Here is a 20,914-nt window from a genome sequence, read left to right as displayed (position 1 = left end):
TTATGTTTAAGACCTTACGTAATGCTTGGGGGGTACCAGAACTCAGAAGGAAGCTCTTAACAACTCTGTTTCTACTTTTAGTGTTCAGGGCAGGAGTTTTTATTCCTGTTCCTGGAGTTAGAACAGATGTTGTTAAACAAATGGTAGAGGGCGGTCTGTTTCTTGGTTTCCTTGATATAATATCAGGTGGAGCTTTTAAAGATTTTAGTATCTTTGCTCTAGGTGTAGTTCCATACATCAACGCTTCAATCGTTTTTAGCTTACTTACAATTGCAATACCAAGCCTTGAACAACTTTCAAAGGAAGGCGAAGAAGGAAGAAAGAAGATTGCTGAATATACAAGATATGCTGCCTTAATATTTGCAGCAATTCAAGGTTTGAGTATAAGTTTATATCTAAGAAATAATGGAGCTTTAACAAATGATAGCTGGTCACAAATATTAGTAATCATAATCACTCTAATCACAGGAACTATATTCTTAATGTGGTTAGGTGAGAAGATTACAGAACATGGATTAGGAAACGGAACATCACTAATTATATTTACTGGTATATTAGCAAGAATACCAGCAATGTTTGCTCAAATAGTAGTATTAGTTAAAGGTGAATCAGTAAACATAATTCAAGTAGTTCTCTTCCTTGTGTTTGCACTATTACTAGTTGCTGGTGTTGTTACAATGGATTTAGCAGAGAGAAGAATACCAGTACAGTATGCACAAAGAAGAGTAGGTTCACGTATGTATGGTGCACAAAGCACACATATACCTATAAATGTTAATTCAGCTGGTGTTATTGCGATAATTTTTGCAATGTCAGTAATGCAGTTTCCACTTGTTATAACTCAATTAACATTACCGCCAACTAATAAATTTAGAATGCTGTTTGAAGGTGGATGGTTAAGTCCAAAATACCCAATATATCCAATAATTTATGTGCTACTTATAATCTTTTTCACTTGGTTCTATACTACAGTTACATTTAAGCCAGATGAAGTAGCACAAAACTTACAAAAGAGCGGTGGATTTATACCAGGGCTTAGACCAGGTAAGCCTACAGAAGAATTCTTAACAAGAGTAATTAATAGAATGACTGTTATTGGAGGAATATTTGCATCAATAGTTGCAGTAACTCCAATTGTATTAAGTCAAGTAAGCAAATTTGGTCAATTACAATTTGGTGGAACTGCTCTACTTATAGTAGTTGGAGTTGCTTTAGAAATCGATAAGCAGTTAAAAGCAAACCTAGTAATGAGACATTACGAAGGTTTTTTGAAATAGAGTAAATGGAGTTGATTTAAATGAGGATAGTACTTCTTGGACCACCAGGGGCGGGCAAAGGTACACAAGCAAAATTAATTGTTCAAAAATATAATATACCTCATATATCAACAGGTGATATATTTAGAAAGAACATTAAAGAAATGACGCATCTAGGCATAAAGGCCAAGGAATATATCGACAAAGGTCAGCTTGTTCCAGATGAATTAACAGTTGAAATTGTTAAGGATAGAATAAAGGAAGATGACTGTAAGAATGGGTTCCTACTAGATGGGTTCCCAAGAACAGTTGCACAAGCTGATGCATTAAATGATGTATTAAATTCACTTGGTACTAAATTAGATCATGTTATAAACATCAATGTAGATGAGAATAATTTAATTGTAAGATTAACTGGCAGAAGAGTTTGCCCAAAGTGTGGAGCAAGTTTCCATGTAGCTTTTAATCCTCCAAAGGTTGAGGGTATATGTGACTACTGTGGAGCGGAAGTAGTTCAAAGGGCAGACGATTCTGAAGAAACAGTTAAAAACAGATTATCTGTATATTATAAGCAAACACAACCATTAATTGATTACTACACAAAGAATGGTTTAATAAGAAATATTAATGGTGAACAGGAAATAAACGAAGTGTTTAAGGAAATATGTAATGTTTTAGGGAGCGACATAAAATGATTTATTTAAAATCAGATCAAGAAATAGAAATAATGCGAAAGGCAGGACAAATAGTCGCTGAAGCACTCTTACTTATAGAAGAGGCTATAAGACCTGGTATCACCACAAAAGAATTGGATAGAATTGCAGAAGAATATATTATACGCTGTGGAGCCCGTCCTTCATTTAAGGGTTATCACGGGTTCCCAGCAACAATTTGCGCCTCAGTAAATGAGGAAGTTGTTCATGGAATTCCGGGAGAGCGAGTACTGAAGGAAGGCGACATTATTAGTGTTGACTGCGGTGCTTTTTATCAAGGTTTTCATGGTGATGCAGCAAGGACCTTCCCAGTAGGCAAGGTAGCTCCCGAAGCTCAAAGACTTATTGATGTTACCAGGGAGAGTTTCTTTGAAGGATTGAAATATGCAAAGGTAGGCAACAGGCTAGGAGATATATCAGCAGCTATACAAGAGTATGTTGAAAAAAACAATTTCTCAGTTGTTCGTGACTATGTAGGTCATGGAATTGGAAGAGAAATGCATGAACAACCAGCTGTTCCTAACTACGGTAAAAGTGGAAGAGGAATGAAGTTGCAAAGGGGATTAGTATTAGCTATAGAACCAATGGTGAACATGGGAACCTTTGCAGTAAAGGAGTTAGATGATGGTTGGACAGTTGTTACCTATGATGGTAAGCTGTCAGCCCACTATGAAAATACTGTTGCCATACTAGATAATGGTCCTGAGATTCTAACTATAAAAAAATAGAGGTGGAATATATGGATAATGTTGCCCTGGGACAAATTGTTCACTCTAGAGCAGGTAGAGATAAGGGTAGATACTTTATAGTAGTTGGTTTAATAGATGAGAACTATGTTCTTATAGCTGATGGTGATTTAAGAAAGATTGAATCACCTAAGAAGAAAAAAATAAAACATTTAGTTTTCCATGATAAGTTTGCTGATGATATAGTGAAAAAACTAAAGGAAAATCAGCGCATCACCAATGCAGACCTTAAGAAAACTTTGCAGTCAATGGGTTTATTATAAGGAGGTTTGGTTATCCTATGGCAAAAGAGGATGTAATTGAATTGCAAGGTACTGTTGTTGAGGCATTACCTAATGCAATGTTTCAAGTGGAATTAGAAAATGGCCACAGAATACTCGCTCATATTTCAGGTAAATTAAGAATGAATTTTATAAGAATACTTCCAGGTGATAAGGTAACAGTTGAAGTTTCACCTTATGACTTAACTCGTGGTAGAATTATATGGAGAGGAAAGTAAGGAGGGATAGCCATGAAGGTTAGACCATCAGTTAAGCCAATTTGTGAAAAGTGTAAGATAATAAGAAGACATGGTAGAGTAATGGTTATATGTGAAAACCCAAAGCATAAGCAAAAGCAAGGTTAATTTTGCGCGGCTGCACTGAAGGCTTAATCGCTTCGGTGATTAAATAAAGTTTTAAGTATAACACAGGAGGTGTAAAAACTCAATGGCTAGAATAGCTGGTGTAGATTTACCAAGAGAGAAAAGAGTAGAAATAGCACTAACATATATCTATGGTATTGGAAGACCAAGTGCTAACAAGATTCTTCAAGCTACAGGTGTAAATCCAGATACAAGAGTAAAGGATTTAACTGAAGAAGAAGTTAACAAGTTAAGAGAATACATTGATAAGAACTTTGTTGTTGAAGGTGACCTAAGAAGAGAAATAGCTCTAAACATTAAGAGATTAATGGAAATTGGATGCTATAGAGGATTAAGACACAGAAGAGGTCTACCAGTAAGAGGACAAAGAACTAAGACAAATGCAAGAACAAGAAAAGGACCAAGAAGAACAATTCCTAACAAGAAGAAGGCTGGAAAATAATAAAGGAGGGACACTGAATGGCGGCTCAAGCAAAGGCTAAGAAGGTTAGAAGAAGAAAAGAGCGTAAGCATGTTGACCGTGGAGCGGCACACATCAAGTCAACATTCAACAATACAATAGTTACAATAACTGACACAGCAGGAAATGCTATTTCTTGGTCAAGTGCTGGTGCACTTGGATTTAGAGGTTCAAGAAAGAGCACTCCATTTGCTGCACAAATGGCAGCAGAGGCTGCAGCAAAGGCTGCAATTGAGCACGGAATGAAGACAGTTGAAGTATATGTTAAAGGACCAGGAGCTGGTAGAGAAGCTGCTATAAGAGCACTTCAAGCAGCTGGACTTGAAGTTAGCCTAATTAAGGATGTAACTCCAATTCCACACAATGGTTGTAGACCACCAAAGAGAAGAAGNCAGCAGGAAATGCTATTTCTTGGTCAAGTGCTGGTGCACTTGGATTTAGAGGTTCAAGAAAGAGCACTCCATTTGCTGCACAAATGGCAGCAGAGGCTGCAGCAAAGGCTGCAATTGAGCACGGAATGAAGACAGTTGAAGTATATGTTAAAGGACCAGGAGCTGGTAGAGAAGCTGCTATAAGAGCACTTCAAGCAGCTGGACTTGAAGTTAGCCTAATTAAGGATGTAACTCCAATTCCACACAATGGTTGTAGACCACCAAAGAGAAGAAGAGTCTGATGATTGGAGGTGTAGTGAATGGCAAGATATACAGGACCATCATGTAAGTTATGTAGAAGAGAAGGAGTTAAGCTATATCTTAAGGGAGATAGATGCTACTCAGATAAGTGTGCATTAGCTAGAAGACCATATGCACCAGGACAACATGGACACAACAAGAAGAAGCTAACAAACTACGGTTTACAATTAAGAGAAAAGCAAAAGGCAAAGAGAATTTACGGTGTTCTTGAATCACAATTCAGAAGGTATTATGAAGAAGCAGAAAGACAAAAGGGAATCACAGGTGAAAACCTACTAAGACTTCTTGAGCTAAGACTTGACAACGTAATCTTCAGACTAGGATTTGCAAGCTCAAGAGCAGAAGCTAGACAATTAGTAAGACACGGACACTTTACTGTAAATGGTAAGAAGGTAAATATTCCTTCATATCAAGTAAGAGTAAATGATGAAATTGCTGTAAGAGAAAAGAGCAGATCAAGCGAAAAGTTTAAGGCTTTAATGCAAGTTGAAACTAATGTACCAAAGTGGTTAACTGTTGATAAGGAAAATATGGTTGGTAGAGTAGTATCACTTCCACAAAGAGAGGACATTGATATACCAGTTAACGAAACATTAATAGTAGAGCTTTACAGCAAGTAATTTAGTGTAGAATTATTTGCCCTCGCAAGTTGATACTCACAAAAAAGGAGGGTTAAATTAATGTTAGAAATTGAAAGACCAAGAGTTGAATGTGTTGAAAAATCAGAAGACGGTTTATATGCAAGATTTGTTATAGAACCTCTAGAAAGAGGATATGGAACAACCCTAGGTAATGCTTTAAGAAGGATTCTGCTGTCATCACTTCCTGGGGCAGCAGTAACTTCTGTTAAAATAGATGGTGTTCTACATGAATTTTCAACTGTTCCAGGAGTTAAGGAAGATGTTGTTGAAATAATACTAAACCTAAAAGGTTTAGCTATTAGAATGGAAGGCGAAGGAACAAGAACGGCTGTAATAGATGTTAAGGGGCCAGCAGTAGTAACAGGTGCGGATATTAAGGTTGATCCTGATGTTCAAATAGTTAACTCAGATCATGTTATAGCAACTGTTAGTGAAGGCGGAAGACTGTATGCTGAAGTAACTATTGGCAAAGGTAGAGGATATGTACCAGCTGATAAAAATAAGCATCCAGGCCAACCTATTGGTTTAATTCCAGTAGATTCAATCTATACGCCTGTTAAGAGAGTTAACTATACAGTTGAAAATACTCGTGTAGGACAAATAACAGATTATGATAAGCTAACACTTGAGCTTTGGACAAATGGAACAATAAAACCAGAAGAAGCTGTTAGCCTATCAGCAAAAATACTTATAGAACACTTTAAGCTATTCTTATCACTAACAGATTTAGCTGATAAAGTTGAAATAATGGTTGAAAAGGAAGAAGAAAAGAAGGATAAAGTTCTTGAAATGACTATAGAAGAACTAGATCTATCAGTAAGATCATATAACTGCCTAAAGAGAGCGGGTATAAATACAGTTCAAGAACTAATAAATAAGACAGAAGAAGATATGATGAAGGTAAGAAACCTAGGAAAGAAGTCACTAGAGGAAGTACAACAAAAGCTAGAAGCACTTGGACTTAGCTTAAAGAAGAGCGAAGAATAGGAGGGATTTTAAGTGGCAGGATATCGTAAGCTAGGACGTCCAACTGACCAAAGAAAAGCTATGTTAAGAAATCTTGTAACAAGCTTTTTCAAGTCAGAAGACGGTAGAATAATAACAACTGAAGCAAGAGCTAAAGAAGTTAGAAGCCTTGCTGAAAAGATGATAACTCTTGCTAAAAGAGGAGATCTTCACGCAAGAAGACAAGTACTTTCATTCGTAACTGAAGAAGACGTTGTTAGAAAGCTATTCTCAGAAATTGCACCAAAGTATGCTGAAAGAAATGGTGGATATACAAGAATAATTAAGATGGGTCCAAGAAGAGGCGACGCAGCTGAAATGGTAATTCTTGAATTAGTATAATAAATTTAGAGGGATTAAGTTAAGTATATAAATACTTAATCCCTTTATATATTAAGTTTAGAAGGTGCCTGCTATGGAATATATGGTTGAAGTTAATAATGTATATTATTCCTATAGAAAACATGAGCAAGATAAGGAACACCTTGCTTTATGTGGTGTAAACTTAAAGGTTAAAAAAGGGGAATTTGTTGTTGTTATTGGGCATAATGGTTCTGGAAAATCAACATTATCTAAACATATAAATGCCATCTACCTACCTAAAGAAGGAGATATATTTGTAAATGGAATGAACACAAGGGATATATCAAAGCTTTGGGAGATTAGGCAGACGGCAGGTATGGTTTTTCAAAACCCTGACAATCAAATAGTTGCTACAATAGTAGAAGAAGATGTTGCTTTTGGACCTGAAAATATGGGAATAGATCCAGAAGAAATAAAAAGAAGGGTAGATTTTGCACTAAGGTCAGTAAAAATGGAAGAGTATGCAAAACATGCACCACACCTGTTGTCAGGAGGACAAAAACAAAGAGTAGCAATTGCAGGTATATTGGCTATGAAGCCAAAGTGCATTATATTAGACGAACCAACTGCAATGCTGGATCCTTCTGGTAGAAAAGAAGTTATTGATACAATTAAAAAGTTAAATAAAGAAGAAGGAATTACAATTATTCTTATTACACATTTCATGGAAGAAGCAGTAGATGCTGATAGGGTAGTTGTTATGGATGATGGTAAGATTGTGACAGAGGGGACTCCAAGAGAAGTTTTTTCAAAGGTAGAGCTTCTAAAAGATTTGGGACTTGATGTTCCGCAGGTTACAGAACTTGCGTATGAACTAAGAAAGAGTGGTTTAAACATTAGACAGGATATTATAACAATTGATGAGTTGGTGGAGGAACTATGCCGATTAAGATAAAAAATTTAACATTTAAATATATGACAGGCACTCCCTTTGAAAAAACAGCTTTAGATAATGTCTCCCTTGAGATAAATGATGGAGAATTTATAGGATTAATTGGTCACACAGGTTCAGGTAAATCAACCCTTATACAGCATCTAAATGGGCTTTTAAAACCGACATCAGGAGAGATATATATAGATGATGTGTGTATAACAGCTAAAGGTGTGGATTTAAAGAAAATAAGACAGCTAGTGGGGCTTGTTTTTCAATATCCAGAACATCAGCTTTTTGAAGAGACTGTATATAAAGATGTTGCATATGGACCTAGAAATTTAGGCTTAGATGAAAAGGAAATTGAAGAGAGGGTAAAGAAGGCACTAGAAGTAGTTGGAATTAACTATGAGAAGTATAAAGATAAATCGCCCTTTGATTTAAGTGGAGGCCAAAAGAGAAGAGTTGCAATAGCAGGTGTTCTTGCTATGCAGCCCAAGGTTTTAATATTAGATGAACCAACAGCAGGCTTAGATCCAAAGGGAAGAGATGAGATACTATATAATATTAAAAGACTACATGAAGAATATAAGATTACTGTTATATTGGTATCTCATAGCATGGATGATGTTGCTGAACTAGCAGATAGATTAATTGTAATGTATAAAGGTAAAAATATATTACAGGGTACTCCGAAGGAAGTGTTTAAGAATGTTGAAACCCTTGAAAAAATTGGCCTTGCCGTGCCACAGGTGAAATATTTAGTTAATAGTTTAAATAGAAAAGGATTTAATATAAATGAAGATATTATAACTGTGAGCGAGGCAAGAGATGCTATATTAAAGATATTAAGGGGAGAAGAGAAATGATTAAGGATATTACAATAGGACAATACCTTCCTGGAGACTCTGTTGTGCATAGATTAGACCCAAGGATTAAAATTATATTATCAACAATTTATGTTATAGATCTTTTTTTAATTAACAGCTTCCTTGGATATTTATATGTTGCCATTTTTACTGCTTTGGTAATCTTAATTTCAAAGATACCTTTTAAATATATTTTTAAAAGTTTAAAACCAATTTTATGGATTTTAATTTTTACAGGTGTGTTAAATGCATTTTTGACACCTGGTAATGTAGTTGCTAAGGTAGGACCATTTTCCGTAACTGATAAAGGATTATATCTTGCAGCTTTTATGGTAATAAGAATAATATTTTTAATTGTCGGTACCTCTGTTTTAACCTTGACTACCTCTCCAATTGCATTAACTGATGGTATTGAACTTTTGCTTAACCCATTTAAAAAGATTGGAGTTCCAGCTCATGAGCTAGCTATGATGATGACAATTGCCTTAAGATTTATACCAACTTTAATAGATGAAACAGATAAGATAATTAAAGCACAAAAGGCAAGAGGAGCAGACTTTGAATCAGGAAATATAATTAATAGAGCCAAGAATTTAATACCAATTCTTGTGCCATTATTTATAAATTCCTTCAGACGTGCTGATGAGCTCGCTTTAGCGATGGAGGCAAGATGTTATAGAGGTGGAGAAGGTAGAACAAGGATGAAACAGTTTAACATAAATAAAAACGACTACTTGGCATTGACAGTTATGCTTTTATTTGTTGTTATCTCTATTTTAAGTAGGAGATAATTATGAGAAACATTAAGTTGGTTATAGAATATGATGGAACAAACTATGTAGGCTGGCAAAAGCAAAAGAATGGACTCTCTATTTCAGAGGTTATAGAGAACGCAATATTTAAAATAACAAAGCAAAGTGTTAATTTAATAGGCTCAGGAAGAACAGATGCAGGTGTACATGCTAGAGGGCAAGTAGCAAATTTTTTAATAGAAACAAAAATCCCTGCAGACAAATTAAAGGATGCTATAAACAGTAAGCTTCCTAGTGATATTTCAATAATCTCATCTGAAGAGGTTGATGAGAGCTTTCATGCTAGGTATAGCAGTAAAGGAAAATGGTATAGTTATACTATACTAAATAGAGTAGAGCCATCTCCATTTTACAATAAATATGCTGCACACATTAAATATAAACTTGACCTAGATAAGATGATAAAAGCTTCAAAATATTTAATAGGTCAGCATGACTTTGCAGCATTTAAATCAGAAGGAAGCTCTGTCAAAACGACAGTTCGTACAATTTATAAAATTGACATTAACAAAGATGGTGACATTATTAGGTTAGATTTTGAGGGAGATGGATTTTTGTATAATATGGTTAGAATAATTACTGGTACATTAATAGATGTAGGTAGGGGCAAAATACAGACAGAAGATGTTCAAAAAATATTAAATTCAAAAGACAGAAGGAATGCAGGCTTTACAGCTCCAGCTTGTGGGTTATGTTTAGAGAAGGTATATTATTAAATTCTTCTTGACACACCAGGCTCGTTGTATTAAAATATAATATGGTGTATATTGTGATACTAAGGTCCACTGGCCCCGGATCTTGCACATAGATGAGATTTAATTAAGCTAAGGAGGGAAAAAGATGAAAACATACATGGCAAAAGCTCAAGAAGTAGAAAGAAAATGGTATGTTGTAGATGCTACTGATAAGACTCTAGGAAGACTTGCTAGCCAAATAGCTACTATTTTAAGAGGAAAGCATAAGCCAATCTATACTCCAAACGTTGATACTGGTGACTTCGTAATAGTAATAAATGCAGAAAAGGTTGCATTAACTGGTAAGAAGTTAGATCAAAAGCTATACAGACATCACTCACTATATCCAGGTGGATTAAAGGAAATTCCATACAGAAGACTACTTGAAACTAAGCCAGAACTAGCTATAGAAGAAGCAGTTAGAAGAATGCTTCCAAAGGGACGTCTTGGAAGAAAGATGATTAAGAAGCTTAAGGTATATAGAGGTGCTGAACACAATCACCACGCTCAAAAGCCAGAAGTACTTGAATTAAAGTATTAATGTTAAAGTGGTGTGAAGGGAGGAAAAAAGATGCAAAAGGTTCAATACTATGGAACAGGTAGAAGAAAGACTTCAGTTGCAAGAGTAAGATTAGTTCCAGGTGAAGGAAATATAATAATAAATAAGAGAGATATAGACAACTATTTTGGCCTTGAAACATTAAAGGTAATAGTTAAGCAACCACTTGTTCTAACAGGAACACTTGACAAGTATGATGTACTTGTAAATGTTCACGGTGGTGGATTTACAGGTCAAGCTGGTGCTATAAGACATGGTATAGCAAGAGCACTTGTTCAAGCTGATCCAGAATTAAGACCAGTTCTAAAGAAGGCTGGATTCTTAACAAGAGACCCAAGAATGGTAGAAAGAAAGAAGTACGGTCTAAAGAAGGCAAGAAGAGCACCACAATTCTCAAAGAGATAATCAAGCATACAGACAGGAGCATTACTGCTCCTGTTTTTTTATGCTTAAAATAAATAACAGTGCATATAATATTTATTGAATTAGTTTGTTGGGTGGTTATATGAAAAGAAAATATTTAATTTTTATAATATTAATAGTTTCAGGTTTTGCTCTATACATAGCAAAACCAGCTTTAAGTTTAAATACAAATAGAGTTATAATAATTGATGCAGGTCATGGAGGTATTGATCCTGGAGCAATAGGCAGAGATGGAACAATTGAAAAGGATATAAATTTAAGCATATCTCTAAAATTAAAGGCTTATCTAGAGGATGCAGGATTTACATGTATTATGATAAGAGAGGTTGATGAAGGACTTTATAGTGAATATGGTAGAGTTAGAGACAAGAAAAATGAAGATTTGCGTAACAGAAGGCAGTTTATAAAAAAGTATAAGGCGGATTTATTTATAAGCATTCATTTAAATTTCTTCCCAGAGAGCCAATATTATGGTGCACAGGTATTTTACCCTAAGAATGATTCAAAAAGTGAAGAGATTGCAAAACTAATACAGTCTGAATTGATTAAAACTTTAAATAGAGGTAACAAGAGAGAGGCAAAGGGAACTAACGATATATATGTAATTAGAGATAATGAAATACCCTCAGTTTTGGTAGAATGTGGTTTTTTATCAAATTATGAAGAAGAGCAGTTGTTAAAAAGGGAAGACTATCAAAATAAGATAGCATGGGCCATATTTAAAGGAATTTCGACATATTACCTGGGAAATAAACAATAGGGGTCTATTCTAAGACCCCTATTATATCTTTTGTTGTTAAAGCTATTTTATAGGCATGATCTCCTACCCTCTCAAGATTAGTTAAAGTGTCAAGAAAAATCATTCCACTATTTGGCTTACAAATCATTTTATTTAGTCTATCAATATGATCCTTTCTTAATTGTTTTTCTAATAAATCGATTTTATTTTCTAATTCTATAACTTCATTTACCTTTGATATATCTTTAAATTCAAGCGCTTCAAGGGATTTTAAAAATGCTGTATAGCATAGTTCATAAAAATATTTTAGTTCAACTGTAGCTTCTTCGGAAAAGTTAATGTAGTTGTTAAATTTATACTCAGCGAGATCAACAAGATTCATGGCATGATCACCAACTCTTTCCATATCATTTATCATATTATAAAGTGCAATAATTACTTCAGATTCTCTGTATGTAGGATTTTTCATAGACAGTGTTGTTAAAAAGTTCATCAATGAGTCTTCTAGATAATCAATTAGTTCTTCATCCTTTTCAATTTGTCCTATATCATTTCTTCTGTAGTCAAAATATAGATTAAAGGCTTTATACAAATTATTTAAAGAAAGGTGTCCCATTCTACATATTTCTTTTATGCATTGTTCTATAGCAATAGAAGGTGTATTAATAACAAGTGGATTTATGTATTTCATCCTTTTATTGCTGTATTGAGCTTTGTAAGGGAATATGTTATTAACTATATTATTTATTATAAAATCTGAAAATAATATAGAAACTAGTGAGCCTAATAGGTTAGTTAAAAAATGAATAGATAGTATGTTTAGTGTTAAATTATTAGTTATATTTAAGGATGAACCATTTAAAACAAATATTAAGTATATAGCAAAAGCACCAAAAACATTTAAAATAAAATGCATAATTGAAGTTACTTTTATATGTTTTTCTTGTCTACGTGATCTAATTGTTACGTAAAGAGAAGATCCTATATTTGCACCTATTATAATAAATATAGCAGTGTTTAAACTAATAATATTTTGAGCTGTAAAAGGTATTAAGATTAAAACAACTGCATTACTGCTTCTAAAAAGCAAAGCTGTTATAATTCCTACAAATAAGCTTGAGATGTAATTATTATTTATTAGATGTAAAAGGTTGCTTTGAAAGATTCCACTTTCTATATATATAATTGAGGTTAGAAGTAGTCCAACAGCTAAAATAATATATCCAAGGTGATAAATATTTTTTTTAGTACTTTTGTTAATAAAAATAATTAAGAATGTACCCAAAAAAACAAATAAATAAGGTATTATAGAGAATTTTAGTAAAACTATTATAGGAACTAGGGAAGCCCCTATATTAACTCCAGAAATAAAATATAATATATTTGTAAAATCGATAGAATTAGACTCTAAAAGTCCAGAATAAGCTGTTGCAGATATTGTACTGCTTTCTGTAATAAAAGAAAATATTATTCCTTGAATTAATGACATAAATCTGTTCTTTTCTTTTTTATTAAAATTCTTGTGGAACCATAAGCTAAAAAAGTTTTGAGATGCATGGCTAAGCATCGATAAAGAAAATATAAGAAGTCCAATGCCGCCTAGTAAATTATAAGTTTGTGTCCTCATGAGTACTCCTCCCATGATAGTCTCAATAATAATATTATAGCAAAACTTTGGAAAAAATTACACAAAAGTTTATTTAATGAATATAAATAAAAGTGCCAATAAACATTAGGCAATTTCTAAAATTACCTAAGTTTATGGCACAGAGTTTATATTATTCGTCCTTTTTCATGCAGTGTGGACAAGGATAGTAGAAAGGATGATCTAAAAGTAATGCCGCTTCATTGAGAGAACTATACATGTCTATTAATTCTTTATCGATTGAATCGATTTGACATTCTGGTTTTTCATTTACTAAGTCATGTAGAGTTTTCTTTTCTATATCATATAAATATCTTTTACCATAGTATGGTTCTTCATACCTTCTCATCTAAATCACTCCTTAAAGTCAAGTACCATTTGAGCGATGTTATTTGAATGGTCTCCAATTCTTTCAATGTTGCTTATTAAATCTAAGAATATTGTTCCACTTGTTGTCATGCATATACCTTTGTTTAGTCTTTCTATATGTTCATTTCTAAGTTGTTTTTCCATCATATCAATTTTTCCTTCAGCTTCAAGTACCTTTTGTGCCTTTGTAAAATCAAAATCATGTAGAGCTTCAACAGCAGAATCTACAGCATATTTAGCAACGCTATATATTTCATGTAGTTCTCTTATTGCATCATCTGAGAATATTAGCTTATTATCTATTCTATATTGAGCAAGTTCAGCTATATTATCAGCGTGGTCACCAATTCTTTCAATATCATTAACTACATGGAATAGAGAAGTCACTATTTCAGAGTCATGTTCTGATAGTGAAGTATTTGATAGAGCAACCATAAAAGCTGTGATTTCTCTTTCAAGGAAATTAATTACTTGTTCAACTTCAAATACCTTATTTATAAGCTTTGTATCTTCATTGAAGAATGCTTCCATTGCTGTTGTTAAATTTTCAGATGCTATTTTACCCATTCTAGAAACTTCCTTTACAACTTGACCAACAGCAATTGAAGGTGTTTCTAGAAGTCTTGAGTCTAAATGCTCAAGTGTCATAGCATTTGCTTCTTTTTCTTCTCCTGGTATTAACCACTTAACCCATTTTACAAGTAGAGGTATAAATGGAGCTTGTATAATAACATTTGTTAAATTGAAAATAGTATGCGCATTTGCAATTTGTCTCTTTATATCTCCACCTAAAAGTGGTATTAACTTAACTACAATTGGAAGTATTGCCATAAATATTAAAGTACCTATTACGTTGAATGAAAGATGTGTAAGTGAAGCTCTTCTTGCATTTTTGCTTGCTCCAATACTTGCAAGCATTGCAGTTACACATGTACCTATATTGTCACCAAATAGAATTGGTAGGGCAACTCCTAGTGGCATAGCATTTAATCCAGCAAGAGCTTGAAGTATTCCTATTGTAGCACTACTACTTTGAACTACAGCTGTCATACCAAGTCCAACTAATACACCAAGTATTGGATGATTTCCTAAAGTTATTATTAGGTTTCTAAACTCGTCCATTTTAACAAGTGGCTTCATTGAATGTTCCATCATCTTCATTCCAACAAATAGAACACCAAAACCAAATACTATTTCTCCAATGTCCTTAGTTTTCTTTTTATTTGAGAACATAAGCATTGCAGCACCAATTGCTAAAACAAGTGGAGCAATGTCAGTAAGCTTAAAGGCAATAAGCTGTGCAGTCATTGTTGTACCAATATTTGCACCCATTATAACTCCTGCAGCTTGGTATAGATTCATAAGTCCTGCATTAACAAAACCTACCGTCATAACAGTTGTTGCAGATGAACTTTGAATAATTGCAGTTACTAAAGCTCCAACTAGTATAGCTAGGACTCTGTTGGATGTTAAAACCTCAAGAATTCTTTTTAGCTTTTCACCTGCAGCCTTTTGAAGTCCTCCACCCATCATGTGCATACCGTAGATGAAAAGACCAAGGCCCCCTAGCAATTCAAAAATCATCTTGATATCCATAACATACCTCCATTTAAATATAATTTTGTAATAAATTGTGTGTAAATAACGACAATTAATGCATTTTTTCAACAGCAAGGTCAATTATAATTCTTCTATGTTAAATCTATGTTAAGTTTGTGTTAATAAAACAAAATATTTAACAGTAATTTAAAACAGGATTTACTTGTATTTAACATAATTTGTAAATCAAATATATATTTGAATAAAAATTGTTTTAAGTATAAAATTAAAGGGGGGTGGTATGTAGATGTATCTTAAGGAAATTGAGCCATTTAAAAATAGAATAGTTTCTGAAATTAGTATAGATAGTAGAGAGGCAACTTATGTGGATTATCCTGAATTGCTTTGTGAAGAATTAAAGCAATTTTTAAATAAAAGAGGATTTGGTAAACTTTACTCACACCAAAGAGAAATGTTTGAGCATGCTAAAAAAGGAGAAAATGTTATAATAACTACTCAAACTGCAAGTGGAAAAACATTAAGCTTTTTACTTCCAGTTATAGATGAAATATTAAAAGATCCAAAGACAAGAGCCATATTTGTATATCCTACAAAGGCTCTTGCAAATGACCAGTATAGGAATATACTTCCCTTTGTTGAATATTTTGGAGAAGATAGAATACAGGCAGGAATATATGACGGAGACACTCCCCCTAATGAAAGGACTAGAATAAGAAAGACTGCAAATATAATTCTTACAAATCCAGAAATGTTAAATTCAGCCTTTTTACCTAATCATAGCCTTCATGGGTTTAATCATGTTTTTTCTAAACTAAAATTCATAGTTGTAGATGAACTACATGTATATAGAGGAGCCTTTGGTTCTCATATGGCAAATATCATAAGAAGGCTAAATAGAATATGTAAATATTATAGATCAAAGCCTCAATATCTATTTAGTTCTGCAACTATAGCAAATCCTAAAGAACTTGCAGAAATATTAACAGGAGAGACTTTTTATCACGTAAAAAACGATGGTTCGCCATCACATAAAAAACATATATATATATGGCAACCACCATATGTTAGGGATTCTGAATATAGAAAAACTCCTGAAGAAGAAGCAGCAGAAATAATACCTGATATGATACAAAATGGTAGAAGATTTATAACCTTCTGTAAAAGCCGAAGAGAAGTTGAAGTTGTGCTTAAGGAAACAAGGGATAGACTATCAAATATTGAAGATGTTCCAAGCCTACTTGATTTAACGGATAAGATAGCAGGATACAGAGGTGGTTATAAAAAGGAAGAGAGAAAGGATATTGAAAAGAGGCTTGTAAAGGGAGAAATAAATGGTGTTATTGCGACAAATGCTCTAGAGCTTGGTATAGATATTGGCGATATCGATATTGTAATTTGCTCTGGTTTTCCAGGAACTAAGGCTTCTTTTTGGCAGCAGATAGGACGTGCAGGAAGACGAAAAGACGCTGTAGGAATACTTATTCTAGATGTAGGGCCAATTGATCAATACATTGCAGTAAATAGCGAATTTTTATTAAAGACGGGTGTGGAAAATGCTGTTTTAGATAAAAATAACCTCTTTATACAGCTTGCTCATGTTAGAGCTGCAGCAGCAGAGCTTCCTTTGACTTTAGATGATGCAGAGCTCTTTCCAGACATAGCTGAAATAATACCGGTACTTTTAAAGGCTGGTGAACTTAGAAATGACGGAGGAATTTTTACTTGGATAGGTAAAGAGCATCCAGCAGGAGATTTTAGTTTAAGGAATATATCAAGGGATATTTATAAAGTAATAAATAAAGTTAATGGAGAAATGCTAACTGAAATGGATGAATATCAAGCCTTCCATGAGGTTTATGAAAAGGCTATATATATGCATGACGGTGTTCAGTATATGGTTGAAAAGTTAGATTTAGTTAATAGAATAGCTACAGTTTTTCCTATAGAGGTTAATTATTTTACTGTTCCATTTACAGATACTATGGTAAATATAATAAAGGAGTTTAAAAGCAGAGAATTTTCAAGAACAAATGCAAGTTTTGGGGATGTTCTAATTAAAGAGGCAGTTGTGGCATATAAAATGATACAGTTTCACAATAGACAAAATCTAGGTTTTGAATCTATTAAAGATAATCTCTTTACCACTTTAGAAACAGAAGGTTTATGGTATTTAATTCCTGAAGATGTAGATAATATAATAAATTCATATACAGAGTTTAATTATTATAATGGAGTAAAACATGCCCTATTAAATGCAGCAAGAATTAGAACAATGGCAACTTCAGAAGATATTGGAGCTACAATATTCAATACAGTTGAAAAGGATGGAGAAGTAAAAAGAGCCTTCGTAATTTTATATGATCTTTATCCAGGAGGATTAGGTTTTACAGAAAAGGCCTTTGATTATGCTGAAGATATTTTAAAAGATGCAATATCAATGGTTAAGAATTGTAAATGCAAGGATGGTTGTCCTGCATGCGTTGGAGACTATCATTTAGATAAAAAAATGGTTCTTTGGGCACTAGAGGGAATGATTAAAGAAACAGGTGAAAGCCCTGTTGTTACTAAGGTTGTAAAGGATGTAGTAATAAGAGAGGAAAAATTATTTAACTTATATGAACTTCCTCAAAAATGGAGTGAATTTAAAAGCTATTTAAAATCAAAAAGTGAAGCTTTTTTAGGCTTTTTCAATACTATAGATTATGTTGAAGTTAAGGGTGATTTATTAATTTTTAATGTAAATTCTCCATTCTTTAGGGAATGGGTATTAGATACTTTAAATAAGCTAAAAATAGAAAATATAATAAGAAGACATGTAGAAGTTCCAGAAACCTTTTCAATTGATGTAAATGTAATAAATCATGATAACAAGATAGATAAGATAATAAGAAGATATGATGATTTAACTAGGTAGGTGAGAATTTGCAAGAAATCTTTGATAAATTAAACAGCTTTCAGAGGATTGCAGTTGAAACAGATGAAAAGTATGTTGCATTAAAGGCAAGTGTAGGGAGCGGTAAAACGACTGTTATAATATATAGGGTACTTTATTTATATTTCATAAAAGGCATACCACTTGATAAAATAATGGTTGTTACATTTACAAATAAAGCTGTTGATGAAATAAGAGATAGATTAAAGAATTATATAAATGATGAATTAAAATATTTAGGTACATTTCATAGCATTGCTAATAAAATTTTAAGGGAGAATGTTGAACTAGAAAGGTATGGATATAGCAAAGATTTTAAAATTATAACAAATGAAGAGGCAGCTGAAATTTTAAATAAAATAGTTGAAGAAGGCAAATTAAAGATTAAATACAAATCTAAGATTTTAAAAAGAATAGAGGAATTTAAAAGTGGAAATGTTCTTTATGCAAACATGAAAAAGCAGGACGATATAAAAAAGCTTTATGAAGAGTATAAAAAAGTAAAGCTTGAAAATGATTTGATGGATTATGAAGATTTAATAGTAAATTGCAATGATTTTTTAAACAGTAAATTAGACATTATGCATATTATAATTGATGAGTTTCAAGATACGGATTATATGCAGCTTGAATTTGTTGAAAAAATAGCAGGTGAGAATACAAATATTTTCGTGGTTGGAGATCCAAATCAAACAATCTATTCCTTTAGAACAGGTACCTACAGAATATTTGATAGATTTATAGATAGGTATAAAGCTACAATTTATGAACTACCTATTAATTATAGATCTACAAAGACTATAACAGAGGCTGCGGCAGCTTTAATTGGTGAAAAGATATACTGTGAAAGAGAGTATGGAGAACCAATAAGAATTACTGCACATTATGATGCCTTCAATGAAGCAAATTATGTATTAAGAAGAATAAAGGAGTTAAAAGATAAGGGTATAAACTTAAATGATATTGCAGTTTTATTTAGAAGACAGATACAGGGTGAAGTTGTTTACGATGTATTAAGTAGAGAGTTGGATTGTGATTTTATAAAAGATAATGAAAAGCCTGTAGCTCATTCAGATAGACAAGCAGTTAAACTGTTAACCCTACATTCATCTAAAGGACTAGAGTTTAGATGTGTTTTTATAATAGGTGTTAATGAAGGCAATATACCAATTTCAAATAAGAGGGAGATTGAAGAAGAGGAGCTTAGGCTTTTCTTTGTTGGAATAACTAGGGCTAAGGAAATACTGGAAATTTCCTATATAAAGAGTCCTTCCTTTTTCGGATTTAAAGGGTATAAGAGTCAATATATTTCTATGTTGCCAAAAGATCTTGTAGTTGAACAAAGAAATGAGTCAAATTATACTTTAAGCGAAATATATGATATGTTAAGATTAGAAAAAGAGAAAAGTAATAGTACTAAAAATAAAGTTGTTCACAAAAAATATGGAGAAGGAATTGTAGTATACGAAGATGAAAATATAATAAAAGTCAGATTTGAAGCCTATGGTGAAAAGGAATTTTTAAAGATGTTCTATAGTGCTGAGTTTATATAGGGGGGGATTAGGGTGAAGAATAACAAATTAAATAAAAATTTGGGGGATGAACCTGTAAAGTTAGAGTTTAAGGATGTAATTGCTATGATAATTGCAGCATTTGAAGTCTTATTTCCTATTGCACTTGTTTTTGCAGGCATTATGGGATTGGCATTTTTTATTCTTCTTAAATTTTGGATTAAGGAATAAATTTAATAAAATCCCCATTAGAGTATAAACTCTTATGGGGATTTTATTTATAGTAACATAATTCCTTGTTTCATACATTCATCAATAATATGTTTTGGCCATACAGATGCTTGAACTTCACCTATGTGGGCTTTGCGTAAAAAGAACATGCAAATTCTTGACTGTCCAATTCCTCCACCTATTGTATATGGAAGTTCCTCTTTAAGTATCATCTTATGGAAAGGAAGTTCAAGTCTTTCGATGCATCCGCACATTTTTGTTTGATATATAAGAGCGTCCTTATCGACTCTAATTCCCATTGAGGACATTTCAAAAGCACAGTCTAACACAGGGTAGTAGAATAGTATGTCTCCATTTAATTTCCAGTCATCATAATCAGGAGAGCGGCCATCGTGTTTAATACCTGATTTTAAATAGTCCCCTATCTGCATAAGGAATACAGCGCCATATTTTTTGCAAGCTTTATATTCTCTCTCTTTAGGAGTAGATTCAGGAAACATATCCTCTAATTCTTGTGTTGTTAAAAAAGTGATTTCTTTAGGAAGAATAGGTGTAATATGGGGATACATCGAATAAATATATAATTCAGTTTGTTTAAATACACTATAAATATCCTTAACAATTTGTTTTAATGTCTGCATATTTCTTTGTTCTTTAAGTATTATTTTTTCCCAGTCCCATTGGTCAACGTAAATTGAATGAAGAGCATCAAGTTTTTCATCCCTTCTTATTGCATTCATGTCAGTATAAAGTCCTTCTCCTGGCTTAAATCCATATCTTTTTAGAGCGTATCTTTTCCACTTTGCAAGTGATTGAACAACTTCTAGATTCTCTCCAGATAGATCGTAGGCGTCAAATGATACTGTTCTTTCAATTCCATTTAAATAATCATTTAATCCTGATGATTTTTGTACAAATAATGGTGCTGAGACTCTAGTAAGGTTAAGTTTTTGAGATAAAGCCATTTCAAAATAATCCTTTATTCTTTTTATAGCAATTTCTGTCTCTTTTAAATCAAGATATGACTTATATTCAAAACATCTACATTCCATGGCAATCCTCCTTATTTATTAATATAAGTATTTGTAGCGCTACAAATAAAAAACCTTTCGTCCCTAAATGGGACGAAAGGTTAACTTC

At 33.0% G+C, this 20,914-nt stretch carries 24 protein-coding genes, 2 pseudogenes and 1 other annotated feature (1 of these 27 running past the window's edge); of the genes and pseudogenes, 22 read left to right on the top strand and 4 right to left on the bottom strand.

Annotation, left to right across the window (positions count from 1 at the left end):
- Positions 1-2: 2 nt before the first annotated feature.
- The 19 genes and pseudogenes from secY (at position 3) to cwlD (ending at position 11,547) form a co-directional block, all read left to right on the top strand.
- Complete coding sequence (gene secY / locus TCEL_RS09940) at positions 3-1,277, top strand: preprotein translocase subunit SecY (RefSeq protein ID WP_018663687.1); 1,275 nt, start codon at positions 3-5, stop codon at positions 1,275-1,277.
- Between the two features lie 20 nt (positions 1,278-1,297).
- Positions 1,298-1,951, top strand: coding sequence for an adenylate kinase (locus tag TCEL_RS09935; RefSeq protein ID WP_018663686.1), 654 nt, complete (start codon positions 1,298-1,300; stop codon positions 1,949-1,951).
- Complete coding sequence (gene map, locus TCEL_RS09930; protein ID WP_018663684.1) at positions 1,948-2,697, top strand: type I methionyl aminopeptidase; 750 nt, start codon at positions 1,948-1,950, stop codon at positions 2,695-2,697. The genes TCEL_RS09935 and map overlap by 4 nt, the downstream gene beginning before the upstream one ends.
- Before the next feature lie 11 nt (positions 2,698-2,708).
- The gene (locus TCEL_RS09925; protein WP_018663682.1) at positions 2,709-2,978 is read left to right on the top strand and encodes a KOW domain-containing RNA-binding protein; all 270 of its coding nucleotides are present in this window, start codon (positions 2,709-2,711) and stop codon (positions 2,976-2,978) included.
- Between the two features lie 17 nt (positions 2,979-2,995).
- On the top strand, positions 2,996-3,214 hold the full coding sequence (gene infA / locus TCEL_RS09920; protein ID WP_018663680.1) for a translation initiation factor IF-1: 219 nt from the start codon (positions 2,996-2,998) through the stop codon (positions 3,212-3,214).
- A gap of 12 nt (positions 3,215-3,226) precedes the next feature.
- Positions 3,227-3,340, top strand: a complete 114-nt coding sequence (gene rpmJ / locus TCEL_RS09915; RefSeq protein ID WP_018663678.1) for a 50S ribosomal protein L36 — start codon at positions 3,227-3,229, stop codon at positions 3,338-3,340.
- An 82-nt stretch (positions 3,341-3,422) separates the two neighbouring features.
- Positions 3,423-3,800 (top strand): 30S ribosomal protein S13, encoded by a 378-nt coding sequence (gene rpsM / locus TCEL_RS09910; protein ID WP_018663676.1) that lies wholly within the window; start codon positions 3,423-3,425, stop codon positions 3,798-3,800.
- 17 nt (positions 3,801-3,817) lie between these two features.
- Positions 3,818-4,207 (top strand): annotated as a pseudogene (gene rpsK, locus TCEL_RS09905) (30S ribosomal protein S11); the annotation flags it as partial.
- Between the two features lie 8 nt (positions 4,208-4,215).
- Positions 4,216-4,491: pseudogene (rpsK, locus tag TCEL_RS09900) on the top strand (30S ribosomal protein S11); the annotation flags it as partial.
- Between the two features lie 18 nt (positions 4,492-4,509).
- Positions 4,510-5,130, top strand: coding sequence for a 30S ribosomal protein S4 (rpsD, locus tag TCEL_RS09895; RefSeq protein ID WP_018663671.1), 621 nt, complete (start codon positions 4,510-4,512; stop codon positions 5,128-5,130).
- A gap of 60 nt (positions 5,131-5,190) precedes the next feature.
- Positions 5,191-6,138, top strand: a complete 948-nt coding sequence (locus tag TCEL_RS09890; RefSeq protein ID WP_018663669.1) for a DNA-directed RNA polymerase subunit alpha — start codon at positions 5,191-5,193, stop codon at positions 6,136-6,138.
- A 12-nt stretch (positions 6,139-6,150) separates the two neighbouring features.
- Positions 6,151-6,498, top strand: a complete 348-nt coding sequence (gene rplQ, locus TCEL_RS09885) for a 50S ribosomal protein L17 (RefSeq protein WP_018663667.1) — start codon at positions 6,151-6,153, stop codon at positions 6,496-6,498.
- A 73-nt stretch (positions 6,499-6,571) separates the two neighbouring features.
- Positions 6,572-7,414 (top strand): energy-coupling factor transporter ATPase, encoded by an 843-nt coding sequence (locus TCEL_RS09880; RefSeq protein ID WP_018663665.1) that lies wholly within the window; start codon positions 6,572-6,574, stop codon positions 7,412-7,414.
- On the top strand, positions 7,399-8,259 hold the full coding sequence (locus TCEL_RS09875; RefSeq protein WP_018663663.1) for an energy-coupling factor transporter ATPase: 861 nt from the start codon (positions 7,399-7,401) through the stop codon (positions 8,257-8,259). The genes TCEL_RS09880 and TCEL_RS09875 overlap by 16 nt, the downstream gene beginning before the upstream one ends.
- Complete coding sequence (locus tag TCEL_RS09870) at positions 8,256-9,050, top strand: energy-coupling factor transporter transmembrane component T family protein (RefSeq protein WP_018663661.1); 795 nt, start codon at positions 8,256-8,258, stop codon at positions 9,048-9,050. The genes TCEL_RS09875 and TCEL_RS09870 overlap by 4 nt, the downstream gene beginning before the upstream one ends.
- Before the next feature lie 2 nt (positions 9,051-9,052).
- Positions 9,053-9,787 carry a tRNA pseudouridine(38-40) synthase TruA gene (gene truA, locus TCEL_RS09865; RefSeq protein ID WP_018663659.1) on the top strand — a complete coding sequence of 245 codons (735 nt, stop codon included), beginning with the start codon at positions 9,053-9,055 and terminating at the stop codon, positions 9,785-9,787.
- A 124-nt stretch (positions 9,788-9,911) separates the two neighbouring features.
- Positions 9,912-10,346, top strand: a complete 435-nt coding sequence (gene rplM, locus TCEL_RS09860; protein ID WP_018663657.1) for a 50S ribosomal protein L13 — start codon at positions 9,912-9,914, stop codon at positions 10,344-10,346.
- 30 nt (positions 10,347-10,376) lie between these two features.
- Positions 10,377-10,769, top strand: coding sequence for a 30S ribosomal protein S9 (gene rpsI / locus TCEL_RS09855; RefSeq protein WP_018663655.1), 393 nt, complete (start codon positions 10,377-10,379; stop codon positions 10,767-10,769).
- Positions 10,770-10,869: 100 nt separating this feature from the next.
- Positions 10,870-11,547, top strand: coding sequence for an N-acetylmuramoyl-L-alanine amidase CwlD (gene cwlD / locus TCEL_RS09850; protein ID WP_018663653.1), 678 nt, complete (start codon positions 10,870-10,872; stop codon positions 11,545-11,547).
- 4 nt (positions 11,548-11,551) lie between these two features.
- Here cwlD and TCEL_RS09845 read toward each other — a convergent pair whose 3' ends face one another.
- The 3 genes from TCEL_RS09845 to TCEL_RS09835 form a co-directional block, all read right to left on the bottom strand.
- Positions 11,552-13,153 (bottom strand): Na/Pi cotransporter family protein, encoded by a 1,602-nt coding sequence (locus TCEL_RS09845; RefSeq protein ID WP_018663651.1) that lies wholly within the window; start codon positions 13,151-13,153, stop codon positions 11,552-11,554.
- Positions 13,154-13,304: 151 nt separating this feature from the next.
- Positions 13,305-13,520 (bottom strand): hypothetical protein, encoded by a 216-nt coding sequence (locus tag TCEL_RS09840; protein WP_018663649.1) that lies wholly within the window; start codon positions 13,518-13,520, stop codon positions 13,305-13,307.
- Between the two features lie 5 nt (positions 13,521-13,525).
- Complete coding sequence (locus TCEL_RS09835; RefSeq protein WP_018663647.1) at positions 13,526-15,136, bottom strand: Na/Pi cotransporter family protein; 1,611 nt, start codon at positions 15,134-15,136, stop codon at positions 13,526-13,528.
- Positions 15,137-15,386: 250 nt separating this feature from the next.
- Here TCEL_RS09835 and TCEL_RS09830 point away from each other — a divergent pair, with 250 nt between their 5' ends.
- The 3 genes from TCEL_RS09830 to TCEL_RS13555 are packed head-to-tail and all read left to right on the top strand — an operon-like array spanning position 15,387 to position 19,774.
- A complete protein-coding gene (locus TCEL_RS09830) occupies positions 15,387-18,014 on the top strand; it encodes a DEAD/DEAH box helicase (RefSeq protein ID WP_018663645.1) in 2,628 nt (875 codons plus the stop codon).
- 8 nt (positions 18,015-18,022) lie between these two features.
- On the top strand, positions 18,023-19,585 hold the full coding sequence (locus tag TCEL_RS09825; protein WP_018663643.1) for an ATP-dependent helicase: 1,563 nt from the start codon (positions 18,023-18,025) through the stop codon (positions 19,583-19,585).
- Positions 19,586-19,597: 12 nt separating this feature from the next.
- Entirely contained in the window at positions 19,598-19,774 is a 177-nt protein-coding gene (locus tag TCEL_RS13555; protein ID WP_018663642.1) for a hypothetical protein, read from the top strand.
- Positions 19,775-19,821: 47 nt separating this feature from the next.
- Here TCEL_RS13555 and asnA read toward each other — a convergent pair whose 3' ends face one another.
- Positions 19,822-20,826, bottom strand: a complete 1,005-nt coding sequence (asnA, locus tag TCEL_RS09820; RefSeq protein WP_018663640.1) for an aspartate--ammonia ligase — start codon at positions 20,824-20,826, stop codon at positions 19,822-19,824.
- Between the two features lie 65 nt (positions 20,827-20,891).
- Positions 20,892-20,914: a binding site (T-box leader), on the bottom strand; it runs 223 nt beyond the window's last position.

Source organism: Thermobrachium celere DSM 8682 (genome assembly GCF_000430995.1).
Classification (GTDB): Bacteria; Bacillota; Clostridia; order Clostridiales; family Caloramatoraceae; genus Thermobrachium; species Thermobrachium celere.
Note: the sequence above shows the minus strand (reverse complement) of the source record. Positions and strands in the feature narration are given on the sequence as shown.